The following is a 16,372-nucleotide window of genomic DNA, read 5'->3' as shown; positions in this document are numbered from 1 at the left end:
AATAACTAGGAAATGAAATGTAGTCATCATCACATGCCAAATAACCCTTATTGTCGTATAATAGACTTATCAGACAGAAGAATGGAGAATGAAATTTGTATAAATTAATTGCGATTGACATGGACGGAACGCTTTTGAACGACCGTCATGAAGTACCTGAAGATGTGAAAAATACGTTAGAAGAAGCGAAACGGCAGGGAATTAAAATTGTCCTCTGTTCCGGGCGCCCGATTGGTGGCATGCGGAGCTACATTGAGGCCCTTAACCTAGATGAAGATGGCGATTATGTCATTGCATATAACGGTGCATTTGTGCAAAACACAAACACAAATGAGGTCGTGGCTGAATTATCACTTGGACATGATGATTTAGTAAAACTGTACGATCTTAGTATCGAATTGAAAACGCCAATGCATTTCTTTGATGTGGACGGCCTTTATACACCGAACGCCGATATTAGTGAATATACGGTATTAGAATCTTATTTAAATAAAATTCCATTAAGCTATCGCCAGGTGGTTGATGTACCAACAAATCAATCAATACCCAAAATCATGTTTATTGATGAGCCTGTCAACTTAAACCAAACAGTTCAAGCACTTCCGGAGAACCTAAATAAACAGTACACAATTGTGCAAAGTTCACCATATTTCCTCGAATTTGTTCATCCTGATGCGAGCAAAGGAAACGCAGTGAAAATGCTGGCAGAGCATCTTGGGATTAAGCAAGAGGAAGTAATGAGTATTGGTGATAATGGAAATGATTTATCCATGATCAAGTACGCAGGATGTGGCGTGGCAATGAGTAACGCCATTCCGGAAATCAAAGCAGCTGCTGATTTCCAAACCCGAAGTAATAATGAAGGCGGCGTGGCGTATGCGATTGAGGAACTTGTTTTAGAGCCTTTGAGGGTTAGTGGGAGATAGTACGCATGTCATATTACTTTCTTGAAATTAACTTCAAATAAAGGTATACTTACATTAAGATATCCGTATAATAAAAATGACCGAGTGATGTTAACACTCGGCCTGGCAACATACATGCCGCATGATGAGCGGCTGACCAAGTGAATCTGATGTTCCTTAAAAAGAAGTAATTACCCAACACTTTGATCGGAGCGGTGGGCGATTACTTCTTTTTTCTGTTGGTGACAACAGCGATAATAGTTACAACTGCTGTTAATGTTGTAACTAACAAAATGCCAAATTGAAATAGCATGTTCATTGCTTCGTAAGTCACCATATGAAACACCCTTTTCTTGCAGGGAGTGCCAACCGCTCCATTTTAGCTTTGCCGTTATCAATCCGCTTTTAATATTCTTTCACTAAGATTTTCAGCCATCTTCGAAAAACCTTCATCATTTGGATGTACTCCATCATTAAAGTAATGCAGCTGATGTGGTATAAGATCCAGACCGTCAATAACTGTTATTCCCTGAAAATTACTGCAAACGTCTTTAATAACTTCCGCTACATCCTGAAACGAACCAGTTGCTTTCATTTCTTTCCAATTCTTTCGCCACAAAGGCGTAAGCGCAAAGATCTGTGCTTCAGGGAAATAACTTGACAGATTTTTGTAAAATTCATCACAATTTTTACGAAGCTGTTCTATATTGCCGCACCTGCCCCAGTCATTCGTTCCATAAGCAACTGTTATCACGTCAGGTTTGTATGGCAAAGCATCATCAAGAACTTTTGCATCAAACAAATGCCTTCCTACACCTTGATTTAATAAATTCATTCCAAGAGACCGCGCAAGAATAGCAGGATATGTTAACGATGGGTGCAATGCATCCATTCCTTGTGTTATCGAATCACCATAGCACAGAAGACTTCTGAGGGAACTTTCTACTGGATTGCATATAGCCTGGTCTGAAACTTCAAATTGGTTTATAACCATTTCAAGGTTTTGCGGGAAATAAACTTTAACATTTTTCAACTTTCCAGCTTCTGCAGGCATTTCTAAGAAAAATTCATGTTCTTCTCCAATGATCGGATCGTATTTCATGCTTTTAAAAAATGAACCATTGAGGTAAATATCAAAATTAAACCAATCACGTATACGGCCATTTACAATGAAAATAAATTTGATAAACTCAGAAGAAGTATTGCATTCCAAGGTAACCCCGGCTAAACAGCGAATCCTTGGATGATAAAAATCCACTTTTTCAAACTCCGTAAATTGCTGCTCTGTAAATCGTACTGGCATAATTCCTCTTTCCGTCTTTACTTCATCCAAGCATCCCTTAAAATAATTCCGATTTAACAAATCATTTATTTCCATGCTTTTCCCCCATTTTATTTTGAAAATCCTAGGAATTTAATCTGAAACATAACCATTACTAAGTATTTCGATCGAGAATACAAGTTTTAACTCAAAAAAGAGAGCCGCTCACTAAATCAGCTCATGCATGCTATGCCCCACTGATCCGCGGCATCCACATCGGCTCTTTTCCCAATTCTGCCCAAACTAATTTTAAAAGCAGTTCCTGTTTGAGTTCTGCGTACTCCTGAACATTCCACAAATTATAATATTCTCCCGGATCCTTTTTCAGGTCAAACAGTTCTCCATATATCTGATTATAGTAAACGGTAATTTTATATCTCTCGTTCACATATGTTTTTAAATGAACACTTGAAGGCTCATGATGATTCTCACAAATCACGTGATCCCTTGCACTTTCTACCTGATTAAGCCATACTTTTGTCTGACTTTCACCAGTCATTCTGTCAGGTATCTCTTCCCCGATCAGCTCTAATAAAGTCGGTGCCAGGTCAACAAGTGATTGCATCGCATCAGAAGATGATCCTGCCGGAACCTCCCCTGGATATCTAATAACAAATGGAACCTTCAGCAAGTCCTCATAATGGAACGGCCCTTTATAATGCATGTCATGCTGCCCGAACAAATGACCATGGTCCGATGTGAAGATCACTATCGTATTTTCTGCTATTCCAATCTTTTCCAGCTGGTCCAGTATTCTACCAACATACTTATCCATGAAACTGATCATTCCATAATAGACGGCTTTATTTTTCCTGATCTTAGCCACATCTAGTTTATGTGAGTGCAGGCCATGAACTGCATATCCCGATTCTTTATATTTAGAAAAATCCGGATCCTCATCCTGTGTCAACTGAAAGTGCTCAGGATTATGTTCATGCTCTCCTCTTTCGCCTTCAAGATACTTCAGCCTTTCTGGATCATACATCTCATCCCATGGTTCAGAAACCAGGTATGGCGGGTGGGGATCTGGAAAACTTGCCCATATGAAAAATGGTTCTCCATTTTGCTGATAGGTTTCCATTAGTGAGTTGGTCCGCTCAGCAATCCATGAATTGTAATGGTATTTTTCAGGCAGCTTCCATTTATATTTATCCTCATATGTCATTTTTCCAGTTGGAGCTGCAAAATAATCACGCCAGTTCGTGCATTTTTTTTCCTCCAGCCAATTCACGTAATGCTGGCCAACAAGGTGTTCATGTGCATGATTCCTAAGCATTTCCACACGTTCAAAGCCGTAATATGGTCCGGTAAACTTTTTCCAGTATTCCTGATCCTGCAGCAATGGCATCGATTCAATTGATTCATATTCATCCGTAGACGCAGTTGGCTGAAAATGTGCCTTTCCTATCAAAGCGGTTCTATATCCCGTTTCCTGCATTTCGTCACCCACTGTTCGGATATCTTCTGAAAGCTTGGTTCCCAGCGTCCATGCCCCATGTTGGCTCGGGTACATCCCTGTAATAATGGAGGCCCTTGTTGGTGTACAAGTGGGATTTGGACAATATGCTCTTTTGAATGTAGTTCCTTCTTTTACCAATCGGTCAATATTTGGGGTAGAGATTTCATCATTGAATGCACCTATAGTATCCCAATGCTGCTGGTCGCTTGTAATCAATAAAATATTCGGTTTCATTTAAATATCACTTTCCTTAAAAACTATTTGTCTGTTCGCGGTATTTCAGAAAATCGCAGCTATTATTTAAGCAAAACGATTCCCCCCTGCTCCATGAAATCCTAATCTATTCTTATCTGATTTCTGAACTCATTCAGTAAACTGTTTCAATCCGTGTAAGAGCATGTTTTTATATTAAGTGCCTTTACTCACCTTTTGTTCAAGTGCTACAAAATTCCGGGTTGCTATAAACATTAAAATATATGCTGAACCACTTGCCCCAAAAAAGACAATCAAACCTGGAGAAAAATACATAATTACCCAGATTGCCAGTAAAGAAACTGCCATGATTACAGAAGCCAATGGCCGCAGTATGCCAATAAATAAAGATTGCTTCAATTGTTTAAACATGTTCAAATCATAATGAACGTATACTGGAAAGAAATTAATCAAAAGAATAAGGTAAATGAGCATAAAAGCTGCCAAAACATAGAATAACACTACAAACAGTGGACTTGTCTGATAGCTCATGAACCTTACATCAAGTGCAATGACAATACCTATCATCAGAAGAATATAGCCAATCAAGTTCCCTTTTATGAATTCAGATTTATAGGTACTCCAGAATAATGGAAATATCTTGACATCTGGTTCTAAAATCATTTTTCTGACTGTCGTGAACAAAGCGATTGTTGAAGGAAAAAGGCCTAACAAAACAAGACCTGGGAATAAAAACAGGAACCAGAGCAAGTTTAAATAAGCGATTTTCATTATCTTTTCAGTAATTCGATAGACAATTCCTGCCCAGCCTTCGATAATCATATCGTTCAGCCACCTTTATTAATTGGTAATTCTGATTACTTTTTGTTTCTGTATAAGGTTACTTTTTCCAATCGTTCGTTATAATGTGGTGACGTTAAAAAAGGTTTATCTTTTTGGCATATAAGCTGCCCTTTTTCCGTCAGACCGGCATCCCGCTTTTCAAGAACTTCCACCATTCTTGTACGCCATTTTAGAAGTGTATCCTGATATGCTTCCTCTCCAGATAACTCCTTATTTTCATATGGATCCTCTGTAAGATGAAAAAGCTGTTCCATTCCAGTGCGCGGAAACCAGATATACTTGAATTTCCCATCTGTCAGATACTGCATTTCCTGTTCTTCTGCATAACAAGTGCTATGCTCACCATGCAAATATTCGCGCCAAGCTGCGTCTTCACCTCTTATTAAAGGAAGGAGACTTGTTCCATCAACACTTTCCGGCACATCCAGCGACATCGCTTCAAGTATGGTTGGCATGATGTCCTGAATCAGAACAGGTTCCTCGACAAACCCTTTGACTGTTCCAAAAGCATCTGGCATTTTGATCAATAATGGTATATGAGCAGAACCTTCATAGGCATATGTTTTTCGCCATAAATTATGATCGCCTAGCATATCTCCATGATCTGATAGAAATACGATCATCGTATTATCAAAGAGACCATTTAGCTGCAGATAGTTTATTAGTCTGCCAATCTGCTGATCGATATGATGAATAGAACCATAATATCCAGCCCTAGCACGATGTATCTCTTTCTTGCTTCGGACACCTCTCCAGGCATCCGGTGCCTTTGCGTCCACTTCTACATCATGAATATGTGCCCATTCACCAATCTCTGCTTTAGGGATTTCAGGATCATTTAAATACAAATTAAAATAAAACTCTGGTGCATCATATGGCGAATGTGGCCTTGCAAAAGATGTTTTCAGGAAAAACGGCTTGCTTGGATCCCGGCGCTGCTCCAGAAAATCAATCGATTCATTTATTGTCCAGTTGCTTGGATGAAGAAATTCGGGTGCATGATAAGGCCGAGCCATCCACGAATTCCAGCCGATTCCATGATCGGTAATACCATAATCACCACTTTTATTTTTTTCGAACCATTGTTTATAATCCGACTTGAAACCAGGATCATATTCCCTGCCAGATTCATCAAGAACTGTGTTATGATATCCATTTAAAGCCTGCTGCGGATAAAAATGCATTTTTCCAATCCCCTGTGTGTGATAGCCTGCTTCAGCCAATTCACCAGGCAATGTATTGTCGAAGCCAATACCCATCGGACCTTGTGCACTTCCCATACCAAGTATCCCTGTACTCCATGGATCCATCCCGGTTAATAGGGAAGCCCTGGCTGGAACGCAGGAGGGGCTAGGTGTATAAGCATTTTCAAAAACAGTTCCCCGAGAAGCCAAGTAATCCAGATTTGGTGTTTCGATTACATCATTGCCATAACAGCCCAGCGCATCCCATCTTTGCTGGTCTGTCATGATTAACATAACATTCATTTGTTCCACCATCATTTCTCCTTTCGATTAACCTTTCACACCTGTCAACGCGATTCCTTCGATAAAGTAACGCTGCAGGAATAAGTACAATAAAACTAAAGGCAATATAGAAATTACTGATCCTGCCATCATTAGTGCGTAATTTGTATTATGTTCCCCGACAAAGCTTGCGATCGCGATGGAAACAACCTGCAAGTCCTGTGAACTGGTCATGATCAATGGCCACAGGAAGTCATTCCAGGATGCAACTGCCACGAAAATTCCCAGTGAAACCAGACCAGGTATTGTCAATGGCATATAGATGCTCCAATAGATTCTGAAATAAGAGCATCCATCCATTCTTGCTGCTTCAAATAAATCCCTTGGCAGGGACATAAAGAACTGCCGTAGAAGAAAGATACCAAATCCGCTTGCCATAATCGGCACAGTCAGCACATAATACGTATCTAGCCAGTTAATGGTATTCATTAAATTATAGACAGGAATCATAAACATTTCAGGCGGAAACATCAGGACTGAAATCATCATGATAAAGATGACGTTCCTCCCAGGGAAACGCATTGTCGCAATCGCAAAGGCTGCCATCGAACAGAACAGCAGCTGCCCCAATGTCCGTGCCACCGTAACAATAGCAGTATTTAAGTAGGCAGTCCCAAAATCAAATTGCTTCATTACATCAATATAATTGCTAAATTGCCAATTCTCCGGTATTAATGTCGGAGGGATCATCATGGTTTCAGCATTCGTTTTTAATGATGTAACTACCATCCAGTAAAAAGGAAGGATGACAATCAATGCGCCAATGATCAATGTAATGTGCACAGCTATCTTGTTCCATTGTATTTTTTTCTTCATTGTTCTCCTCCCTTTCTTAATAATGTACCCATTTTTTCTGCAGATAAAATTGAATCAATGTTGCAATCATGATGATAAAGAATAACAGAATTGATTGTGCAGATGCATAACCCATATAGGAATATGTGAATGCTTGTTCATAAATGTTGTATACCATTGTCGATGTACCTTCTAATAATATTGGGTTACCACCCGTCATAATAAATACTAAATCAAACATTTTGAATGAATTTATTAATGAAATGATAATGACAAAGAAAAGACTTGGAGAAAGCAACGGCAATGTCACCGTCCAAAACTTCTGGAAACTGTTCGCCCCATCAATATCGGCAGCCTCATAGAAGGTTCTCGGAATCGATTGCAGACCTGCAAGTAAAATAACCAGGTTATAACCCAGTTTATGCCATACATCCGCTAAGATCATGGTTGTCATCAGCAATTCCGGATTCGTTATCCAGGAAGGTGTTGGCAAGCCAAAAAAACCGAGTATCTGATTGACAAGTCCAAACTGTGAATTAAAGACCCAGCTAAATGTAGTACCAACTGCGACCAGCATTATGACAAATGGGAGAAAATATACTGATCTGTAAAAGGCTCTTGCCCGGATCTTTTTATTCAGTTGGACAGCAAAAAACACAGCCACAATAACAGATAGAGACACTGAACCAGCTGTGAAAATAGTTGTGTTCACAACAGATTGCATAAACTGCTCATCTTTAAACATATTTATATAATTTTCCAAGCCAATAAAGCTTGGTGCTGTCATCCCATTCCATTCTGTCAATGCAAACCAGAAGGAAGATAATGCCGGCAGGATATGGAAGATCAGCAAAATAGCAAATGCGGGAGCAATAAGGATATAGCCCCATATTATTTCACTTTTTTTATCATTCAATTTTAAGGGTTTTTTTTGATTATTATATCCTGCTTTCATAAAATCACCTCAATTTCTTAGATATGTACAGATAAGAAAGCTTTCTTGCTATTGTTAATTGCAGTGTACATACTTCAATCAAATATGCACACTGCATATTTCTTGTCATCACTTAACTGAAACTATTATTTATCTTCACTTTCCAGTATTTTGTTCATACCCTCTTCTATATTTTTAGATGCTTCTTCTGCACTTATTTCCATCATTAATGCCCTTGTTACCTCTCTATCCATCACTTCCTGCCATTCTGCTGTTTTTAGAGATACAGGGTAGGGCTCCGTATGTTCAAGACCTTTTTTAAATGCAGTCAAATCTATACCTTCAAATGAATCCATCCATGTATCAACTGCATCTACATGGGACGGTACATTGGCTCCACCCACTGCCATTTCTTTCTGCACTTCAGTACCGCCTAAGATTTTCAATAATTCAAATGCTTTTTCTTCATTGTCAGTTTCAGAATTAATTACATAGGCTGAGCCATGCATTAAATATCCTCTCTCTTCATTATGTGGCAATACTGCAACACCAACTTTATCTCCGAGGGACTCACTGAACAGATTAACATTCCAGGAACCACTAGGAAACATTGCTGAACGGCTTGATGTGAATAATTGCTGCGGTTCAGTTTCAAGCAAAACTTCCGCAGAAGGCATAATATTTTCTTCGATTAAGTCCTGCATAAATTGAATAGCTGCAGTGGTTTCAGCTGTTCCAAATCCTGATTTTGATTTATCCTCACTGATTACTTCTCCGCCTGCCTGCTTAATCAATGGGTATAGTCCTTCTTGACCCAGGAATGGTTGGTAGGTAACTCCGTAAATATCATTTTCTTCATCAGTTAACTTTTTTCCTGCTTCTTTAACATCTTCCCATGTCCATGTCTCATCTGGATAGTCAATTCCTGCTTCATCAAACATTTCCTTGTTATAGTAAAGAGCAAGCAGTCCCTCGTTATATGGAATACCATATAGTTCATCATCAGCCTTATAAAGATCTCGCGTACCTTTAGGATAAACATTCATATCAAAACCGCTTTCGTCTATAAAAGGCTGGATATTTTTGATTAAGCCCAGGGTTCTGAATTGTTCGAAGTTAACTCCATTCATCAAGAATACGTCTGGACCGGAACCGCCACCCACACTGGTCTTTAGTTTGGTCCAATAATTCTCATTTGGAATAACCTGCCGTTCCAATGTTGTATTCGGATATTTTTCTTCAAAGATTTCTTTCGCTTTTTCAAATGCCGGATCCTGATTGATATCTGAAGAATAATACGCATAAGTCAATTTATCTTTTTCGCCTTCACTTGAGCTATCGCCATCTGATCCACCACATGCTGTAACTATAAATAGTCCAAGCACAGCTATCAGTAATAAGGTAAAATTTCTTACAGATTTCATTACATGTTCCTCCTCTTTGTTTTTGAATTTTATCGGCTAATTGCAATAAATTATTTTAATAAGTCAACAACTTTCTCTCTGCATCCCACTACGTACCAAATATAAAAATTAAAGTGAATTTTATAAAAAACAGTGATGCACCAATCATTTTATACTCAACGACAAGGAATTGGGCTGCATTTAAATCCCTTTATTTAAGAACATCTAAGTCCCCCTCTTGTACCTTTTTATTATTCAAATCTATAAAATACTGATTCTGATAGATCTTCTCACCACCTTTAATAAGTATTTGAAGCTTTAAATAAATGAATTAGGCAATCAAGCCTTTTGATAGATAAGTAGACACTTCATTCCTTATTTCAACAGCTAATCAGCATCATTATCTACAGTTGCACTAAGATGTCACTACAAATGTGCAAGCGTTTTCTATTCTAATTGAACTGGTTTTTCCATTCACAATAATAGATAAAGAATATATTTAATTAATGCCAATTTTGGAAATATTCAGCTCGCAGTAGTGTTTAGTACTTGTAAGCCTTTTCTCTTATACGTGAGTATATCAAGACTTGCATATATTTAGAAGTTCTTAAATCTTATAGGTTATAACTAATAATTATAGGACTATCAGATAGTTTTTTGCGGATCACCCGAAATACATCCTCACTCCCATGACAATCAATACAACGGACAGCATCTGGACTATCATCCGGCTTGATACTTTCTTAGAAAGCATAACCCCTAACTGGGCACCAAAAACTATCCCAAATCCACCCCATAAAACGATAGCCCAGTCAATATTTTGGTAAAAGACTTGCATCAGCACTCCTGTTGAGGTATAAAGACAAAGTGAAAAAATTGATGTTGCTGTGGCAGTATGTACCGGAAACCGGAATAAATAGATCAGGATCGGAACAAGCAGCCAGCCTCCTCCTATTCCTAGAAAACTGGAAAGGATCCCCATAAAAAGTCCGATTGGCAGAAACCATTTGTATTCCAATGGTGAATTTTCAATTTCTCCTTCATGCACGGCCGCAGTTTCCTGGTTGTATTTCGATGAGAAATTCTTAATAAAAAGAAAAATCCCTAATCCTACAAGAACAGTAGCAAACACCCAAAAGAAGACACGAGAATCAGATTGGAACTGGAGAAGCCAAACACCAGCAAATGAACCCGGAATCGCACCAGATCCAATCCGGATTCCCGCTTTATAATCAATTCTTTTTTGCCTTGCATATCCAGTCACGCCTGATAATGAATTGATAAGTACAATTACCAGACCTGAACCTGCAGCAAGAACAGGATCTACATTAAAAAGAATCAAAAGAGCAGGAACAAATATAAAACCTCCTCCTGCTCCGACGATTGTTCCATAGCCTCCAGCCAATAGACCTGCAATAAAGAGGCTTATTCCCGTAACTAAATCCATATACCTCTCTCCACTCCTGTTGAATTCTAGTAATTAATTTAACAGAGTAGACAGGAAGAGTACATTCAAATAAAATCATAGGTTATAACCAAACAGAATATAGGCTGTTCTGATGGTATGCAAAAATAGGTAATAGAACTTATTTAATGCCTGATGAAGTCAACAAAGGATTCCGCAATTTTTTTATGGAACCGGTAGTCATTCTTAACAAGCCACAATTCCCGTTTCAATTCGGAATTTCTGATTTTGATTTCACTTAGTGTCCCTTGTTTAAGTTCCTGGGCCACCGTAAGCCTTGAAACAATACTGACCCCAAGTCCTGCTGCCACAGCACTTTTTATTGCCTGGGTTGTTCCCAATTCCATATAATTTTCTATCTTGTCAAGAACATTGTTTTCCCTGAGGAAATTTTCAATAATCAGTCTTGTGCCAGATGTCGTTTCTCTCCAAAGCATTCTTTCCTTGGTTATTTCCTCAATGGCAATTTCCTCGCGTTCACTCCAAGGATGATTCACAGGATGAATAAGAACCAGTTCATCATCTGCAAAACTTTCCACAAGAAAATCATCATTTTGAATGACCCCTTCAACCAATGCAAGATCTAAAACTTCATTTGACAGCTCATCGAGTATTCTGGGCGTGTTGTTTATACTGAGAGATAATTTTGTTTCAGGATTGTTTTTCTTAAATCTTCCCAGTAAACTTGGCAAGAGATATTCGCCGATTGTGAAACTTGCGCCAACAGTAAGCGTTGTGTTTTCGCCTTGAAGACTTTCCCGGATTGATTCTTTTGATCTTTTAAACTCTTCAACGATTGATTTGGCATACGGATAAAGAATTTCTCCGCTTTTCGTCAAGGACAATCTACCATTTTTCCTTTCAAATAACAATGTGTCATATGTTGATTCAAGCTGCTGAATTTGCTTACTCACAGCAGGCTGGGAGACAAATGATAATTTTGCTGCCTGATTAATACTACCTACATCAACCACAAGACAATAAATCTTGAATGTATCTATATTCAAAACAACCATCCCCTTCAAATTGCTTAAGACGAGAACAGCGGGAACTGTTTTACAAAGATGAGCTCATCAAAGCAATAATTGCATTTTCACTAGCATCAAGCATTTTACGGAGGCAGAAAATAAGTCCAAGTCCTCACCAGCCAGTTCATCCACCAGAAAAACTCCCAGCATTCCTAATTATTTTTACAGCGTGCTATATCATTTGAAATTTGAAATTCCCATGAAGTATTACTGCCGCAGCACCAAGCGGTTCAAATTCAGATCCAAGCGATGTACCCTGGATATTGACTTCTTCCTTGAGTGTAGGTATCACTTTAGCCTCCACTTGTTTATTAATGCCTTCCAAAAATAAGGGATTATTCTTTATAATCCCTCCACTTAAAATAATTACTTCTGGATTAAAAAAGTGAATTGTATTTGTAATTGCAATAGATAAATAATTCATAGTATCTTCCATGATTTCCTGAGCTAATTTATCCCCCTCATTGATTGCCTCCACAAAGATATCCGGGTTTATCCTGTTCAAATCACCTAATACCATTTCTTTTATAATCGTATCCCTGCTCCGCGTAACGATAGCGGTTACAATCTTGGAGTAAATGGCAGGCCAGTTTACGTAATTCTCCAGACAGCCCCTGTTCCCGCAACTGCATTTTATTCCGCATTCGACCACAGTCGTATGGCCCACCTCCCCGGAACTGCCAAGGTATCCTCTGTAAATAGAACCATTTACCATCATCCCGGAGCCCACACCATCACCAATAGTTATATAAAGGAGATCTTTATATTTACTGAATAAGCCGAAGTAATTTTCTGCCAAAACAAATGCATTTGCATCATTGTCTAGGAATGCAGGAAGATTCGTTCTTTCCTCTATTAATTCCTTTAAAGGCACACCATATAAATTGAGTTTGCTATTATATGAGATTATTCCTTTTTCTGCATTCACAATACCTGGGGAAATGATAGAAATCCCTTGGCAATATTCTATATCCTGTTTTTGTACTAGGAACCGATCAACCACTTCAAGAATAAATTGAATAATCTCTTGCCCTTTTAATTGATTGGTTTGATGAATTTCTTTACGCAAAATCTTTCCTTCCAGATTCATGTCGGCAATTCTGATGTAAGAGTTTGAAAGGGATACTCCGATAATAGAATGGGAATCTGGATTGAACCGGATCAACACCGGTTTCCTCCCACCACTAGAGGTTCCTACACCATCCTCGTAAACAAGTCCTTCGTTGATTAAATCGGAAACAGCTGAAGTAACTGTGGTAGGGCTGATATTTATTGATTTTGCTATTCCGCTTCTGGAAATAGGCCCCTTCTTTCGTATAGCATCCAGAATGATTGAACGATTTAATTCCTGGATTAGCTTTAAATCTCCGGTTCTTTGTTTTCGCATAATGCTGGCCTCACTATTCTTTTGCTTTCTTTCTCCAACGACTTTATTAAGTTTAACCAAAAATGCCTCAGGTGCAGGGAATTCGACTTTATTCTGCGCAAATAGGCAGTTTTATAGATAGTATTACCGTTGAGCATTTAAAGTCTTTGAATTTCCGTAGTTACTTTCTCTAATGGTCTTAGTAAGAATAGTAGTCTAATAATCCCATTTTGTAAACCCTTACAAAAAATGATTATCTTTAAATTACTACCCTACCTTCGCATACTACAAATTGAACTAACATTACTTGTGAAAAATTGATTGATAGTAAATTGTTAAAAAGTGTTTGGAATTTATCCACTAAAAATTCCTCATTTAAAGGTAAAATAATAATAGATACCTTTAGATTGGAGAATCCTACTTATGAAAAAACGCTACATTTATTTATCCATAATTGCAATTGTATTAGCCTCTGTTTTCCTGCTAATAAAATATGTATTTTCAGATGATGAATCATCAGCTGAATCCGGTGATTTATCCGAATTAGTAGAATCAAAACCTTTGCCAATTCCTCCTTTATTAGAGGACTTGGATCCAGATCCAAACAAGTCAGAATTTCATTTGACTGCACAGCAAGGGACAAGTGAAATTTTAGATGGAGTTGAATCGGAGACATTGGGTTATAACGGGAATATACTTGGTCCAGTTATTCGGGTTCATGAGGGTGAAAAGGTTAAGGTGAAAATGAAAAACAACCTTGAAGAAGCGACTACGCTCCATTGGCACGGACTCCGTGTAGATGGTGAGAATGATGGTGGACCACACTCAGGAATTATGCCTGGCGAAACTTGGGAGCCTGAGTTTACGATTGAGCAGCCAGCTGCAACACTTTGGTATCACCCGCACATGATGGAAAAGACAGCAAAACAAGTGTATGAAGGACTTGCTGGCTTATTTTATATTGAAGATGAAGTATCCGAAAGTCTTGCGATACCTAAAGAATATGGTGTGAATGATTTTCCTTTAGTTATTCAAGATCGAAAAATGGATGCTAGCGGCAATATGGAATATAGCCCTAACATGACGGACATGATGAGGGGACTTTATGGCAATGCATTTCTCGTAAATGGAGCCATTTCGCCTTATCTTGAAGTTCCTAAAGGTATGGTTCGTTTGCGTATTTTAAATGGATCGAACGGTAGGACGTATAATTTCTCTTTAGATAATAGCCAAAAGTTTTACCAGATTGCAAGTGATGGTGGATTTTCGGAACAACCAATAGAAATGGCCACGATTCGACTTAGTCCAGCCGAACGTGCAGAAATTTTGGTTGATTTCTCTCAGCTGGAGACTGGTGAAAAAATATCACTAATCAATACGGCTTCAAATCTTGTGGATTCTGCTTCTGATTCTGATGATGATGCGGAAATAAAAGAATTAATGGAGTTCGTTGTTACTGATAAAGAATCAGGTGTGAATGAGATACCAAAACAATTAACTGAAATTGAACCGATTGATCCCAGTAGTGCAGTAAAAACGAGAAAATTTATTATGGAAGGTATGGGGACGTCCCTTACCATCAATGATAAAACAATGGATATGAGCCGTATCGATGAAGAGGTAGATTTGAATGCCACTGAAATATGGGAAGTTTCCAACCAGGGTGCTGGAAAAAATGGTGGTATGGCACATCCATTCCATATACATGGTGTACAATTCCAAGTACTTGATCGAGACGGAAATCCACCACCTGCCAATGAATCGGGTTGGAAAGATACGGTATTGCTTCAGCCAGGAGAAACAATCAGACTCATCACTACTTTTAAAAACAAAGGAGTTTTCATGTACCACTGCCATATTCTCGAACATGAGGATGCAGGTATGATGGGGCAGTATGAGGTTCAATAAGTAAAGACTTAAAAGGTGCTAGACATCCTAATTCATTGGAAAATTGATGAATAGAAGCGGTGTCTGGCGCTTTTGTTTTTCAGTTTGGAGTGCCTATCGTGTTTTGGAATGGCTTTTTATCTCTATAAACCTTTCCAACGATGGATTCTCCTGGAGACTTTACTTCTTTTTTCTTTTGATGACTACTGTAATGATGGTTACAACCACTGTTAACGTTATAACCAACAAATTACCAAATTGAATTAGCAGATACCGGTTTTCACATTGAACTTCGGTAGCATAAATGCTACCATATTGGTAATACTATATATAGAAAAGGATAAAGAAAATGTCCGAATCAAATAAATTTAAAATAATATATCAAGGAAATGTTGAAGAATTTGAAGAGCAAATTTTAAAAAAATCTCATCAGGAAGTCAGGAGTGGAAAACCGGGAAAATGGTGTAAATTAGCAGATGAATATGCTCGGCAACTTACTATCATAAGCATCAATCCTTACCCTGAAGAAATTGAGGGTGACAAATGGGTAGTTGATGAAACCCCACCATCTATAAAGCATATAGATAAGAACACGTCTCATAAAAACTTTTATAGGTGGGGTTTTCAGGGTGGCAGAACTGGAAATCATCGTATCATTTACGCAATCCATAACTTTTATAAAGTAATTTTGCTATACCATTTTGATAAAGGATACAATGGTTTAATTAAACGTGATGATCTAATCCCAGCTGAGTTGAATTATGAAGATTATTGTAGTAATAATCCTAATCTTTATTAAGATAGAAGGAGATGATAATGATGAGTGATTTTTTAAAGAGATACTCCAAAATCCGTGGGGCTGACCATGTTCAAAGTCTTCAGCTCGAGGGACAAATAGCTGCACAAATCAAGACAAAGCGGCAAACATTAAAAATGTCTCAGCAAAAGTTGGCTGATTTAGCCGGTGTACCCAAGTCTACGATTGGCAGAATTGAAGCGGGATTAACCAGTCCTAAAGTAGAAACATTACTGAAAATATCTAAAGCATTAGAAACACCATTTATTATTGATGGAACATTAGATGGTGGTAATAATAATTTGTATGTTCAAACGTAAATTTTATTTTCCGAATTAATCTAATTAATCATAGTCTACCCAATGCAGGGGCTTTTTTCTGGTTTACTTTTCGGCAAAATTCGTGAAGTGACAGGCACCCCTAACTATTGA

15 protein-coding genes are annotated in these 16,372 nt (G+C 38.2%); 4 read left to right on the top strand and 11 right to left on the bottom strand.

Annotated elements, in window-relative coordinates; all coding sequences use genetic code 11:
- Positions 1-95: 95 nt before the first annotated feature.
- A complete protein-coding gene (yidA, locus tag CIL05_RS03345; protein ID WP_095654100.1) occupies positions 96-926 on the top strand; it encodes a sugar-phosphatase in 831 nt (276 codons plus the stop codon).
- A 202-nt stretch (positions 927-1,128) separates the two neighbouring features.
- On the opposite strand, the gene CIL05_RS22555 is transcribed toward yidA, so the two are convergent.
- From CIL05_RS22555 to CIL05_RS03295, 11 genes are all read right to left on the bottom strand, one after another.
- Complete coding sequence (locus CIL05_RS22555) at positions 1,129-1,242, bottom strand: putative holin-like toxin (protein ID WP_240510096.1); 114 nt, start codon at positions 1,240-1,242, stop codon at positions 1,129-1,131.
- Between the two features lie 57 nt (positions 1,243-1,299).
- Positions 1,300-2,283, bottom strand: a complete 984-nt coding sequence (locus tag CIL05_RS03340; RefSeq protein ID WP_095654099.1) for an SGNH/GDSL hydrolase family protein — start codon at positions 2,281-2,283, stop codon at positions 1,300-1,302.
- Between the two features lie 130 nt (positions 2,284-2,413).
- On the bottom strand, positions 2,414-3,919 hold the full coding sequence (locus CIL05_RS03335) for a sulfatase family protein (RefSeq protein ID WP_095654098.1): 1,506 nt from the start codon (positions 3,917-3,919) through the stop codon (positions 2,414-2,416).
- A 174-nt stretch (positions 3,920-4,093) separates the two neighbouring features.
- Complete coding sequence (locus tag CIL05_RS03330; RefSeq protein WP_095654097.1) at positions 4,094-4,720, bottom strand: YesL family protein; 627 nt, start codon at positions 4,718-4,720, stop codon at positions 4,094-4,096.
- Positions 4,721-4,755: 35 nt separating this feature from the next.
- Positions 4,756-6,243 carry an arylsulfatase gene (locus CIL05_RS03325; protein ID WP_240510095.1) on the bottom strand — a complete coding sequence of 496 codons (1,488 nt, stop codon included), beginning with the start codon at positions 6,241-6,243 and terminating at the stop codon, positions 4,756-4,758.
- 12 nt (positions 6,244-6,255) lie between these two features.
- Positions 6,256-7,083: a carbohydrate ABC transporter permease gene (locus CIL05_RS03320; protein WP_095654095.1), complete on the bottom strand. Its 828-nt coding sequence runs from the start codon at positions 7,081-7,083 to the stop codon at positions 6,256-6,258.
- Between the two features lie 16 nt (positions 7,084-7,099).
- The gene (locus CIL05_RS03315; protein ID WP_095654094.1) at positions 7,100-8,017 is read right to left on the bottom strand and encodes a carbohydrate ABC transporter permease; all 918 of its coding nucleotides are present in this window, start codon (positions 8,015-8,017) and stop codon (positions 7,100-7,102) included.
- A gap of 125 nt (positions 8,018-8,142) precedes the next feature.
- Positions 8,143-9,420, bottom strand: coding sequence for an ABC transporter substrate-binding protein (locus CIL05_RS03310; protein ID WP_095654093.1), 1,278 nt, complete (start codon positions 9,418-9,420; stop codon positions 8,143-8,145).
- Positions 9,421-10,063: 643 nt separating this feature from the next.
- Complete coding sequence (locus CIL05_RS03305; RefSeq protein WP_095654092.1) at positions 10,064-10,846, bottom strand: sulfite exporter TauE/SafE family protein; 783 nt, start codon at positions 10,844-10,846, stop codon at positions 10,064-10,066.
- A 143-nt stretch (positions 10,847-10,989) separates the two neighbouring features.
- The gene (locus CIL05_RS03300; RefSeq protein ID WP_095654091.1) at positions 10,990-11,871 is read right to left on the bottom strand and encodes a LysR family transcriptional regulator; all 882 of its coding nucleotides are present in this window, start codon (positions 11,869-11,871) and stop codon (positions 10,990-10,992) included.
- A 193-nt stretch (positions 11,872-12,064) separates the two neighbouring features.
- Positions 12,065-13,279 carry an ROK family transcriptional regulator gene (locus tag CIL05_RS03295; protein ID WP_095654090.1) on the bottom strand — a complete coding sequence of 405 codons (1,215 nt, stop codon included), beginning with the start codon at positions 13,277-13,279 and terminating at the stop codon, positions 12,065-12,067.
- A 402-nt stretch (positions 13,280-13,681) separates the two neighbouring features.
- Here CIL05_RS03295 and CIL05_RS03290 point away from each other — a divergent pair, with 402 nt between their 5' ends.
- From CIL05_RS03290 to CIL05_RS03280, 3 genes are all read left to right on the top strand, one after another.
- On the top strand, positions 13,682-15,166 hold the full coding sequence (locus CIL05_RS03290; RefSeq protein ID WP_095654089.1) for a multicopper oxidase family protein: 1,485 nt from the start codon (positions 13,682-13,684) through the stop codon (positions 15,164-15,166).
- A 328-nt stretch (positions 15,167-15,494) separates the two neighbouring features.
- Entirely contained in the window at positions 15,495-15,944 is a 450-nt protein-coding gene (locus CIL05_RS03285; protein WP_095654088.1) for a hypothetical protein, read from the top strand.
- 20 nt (positions 15,945-15,964) lie between these two features.
- A complete protein-coding gene (locus CIL05_RS03280) occupies positions 15,965-16,261 on the top strand; it encodes a helix-turn-helix domain-containing protein (protein ID WP_095654087.1) in 297 nt (98 codons plus the stop codon).
- Positions 16,262-16,372: the final 111 nt, after the last annotated feature.

Source organism: Virgibacillus profundi (assembly GCF_002287375.1).
GTDB classification, from domain to species: domain Bacteria; phylum Bacillota; class Bacilli; order Bacillales; family Amphibacillaceae; genus Virgibacillus_K; species Virgibacillus_K profundi.
Note: the sequence above shows the minus strand (reverse complement) of the source record. Positions and strands in the feature narration are given on the sequence as shown.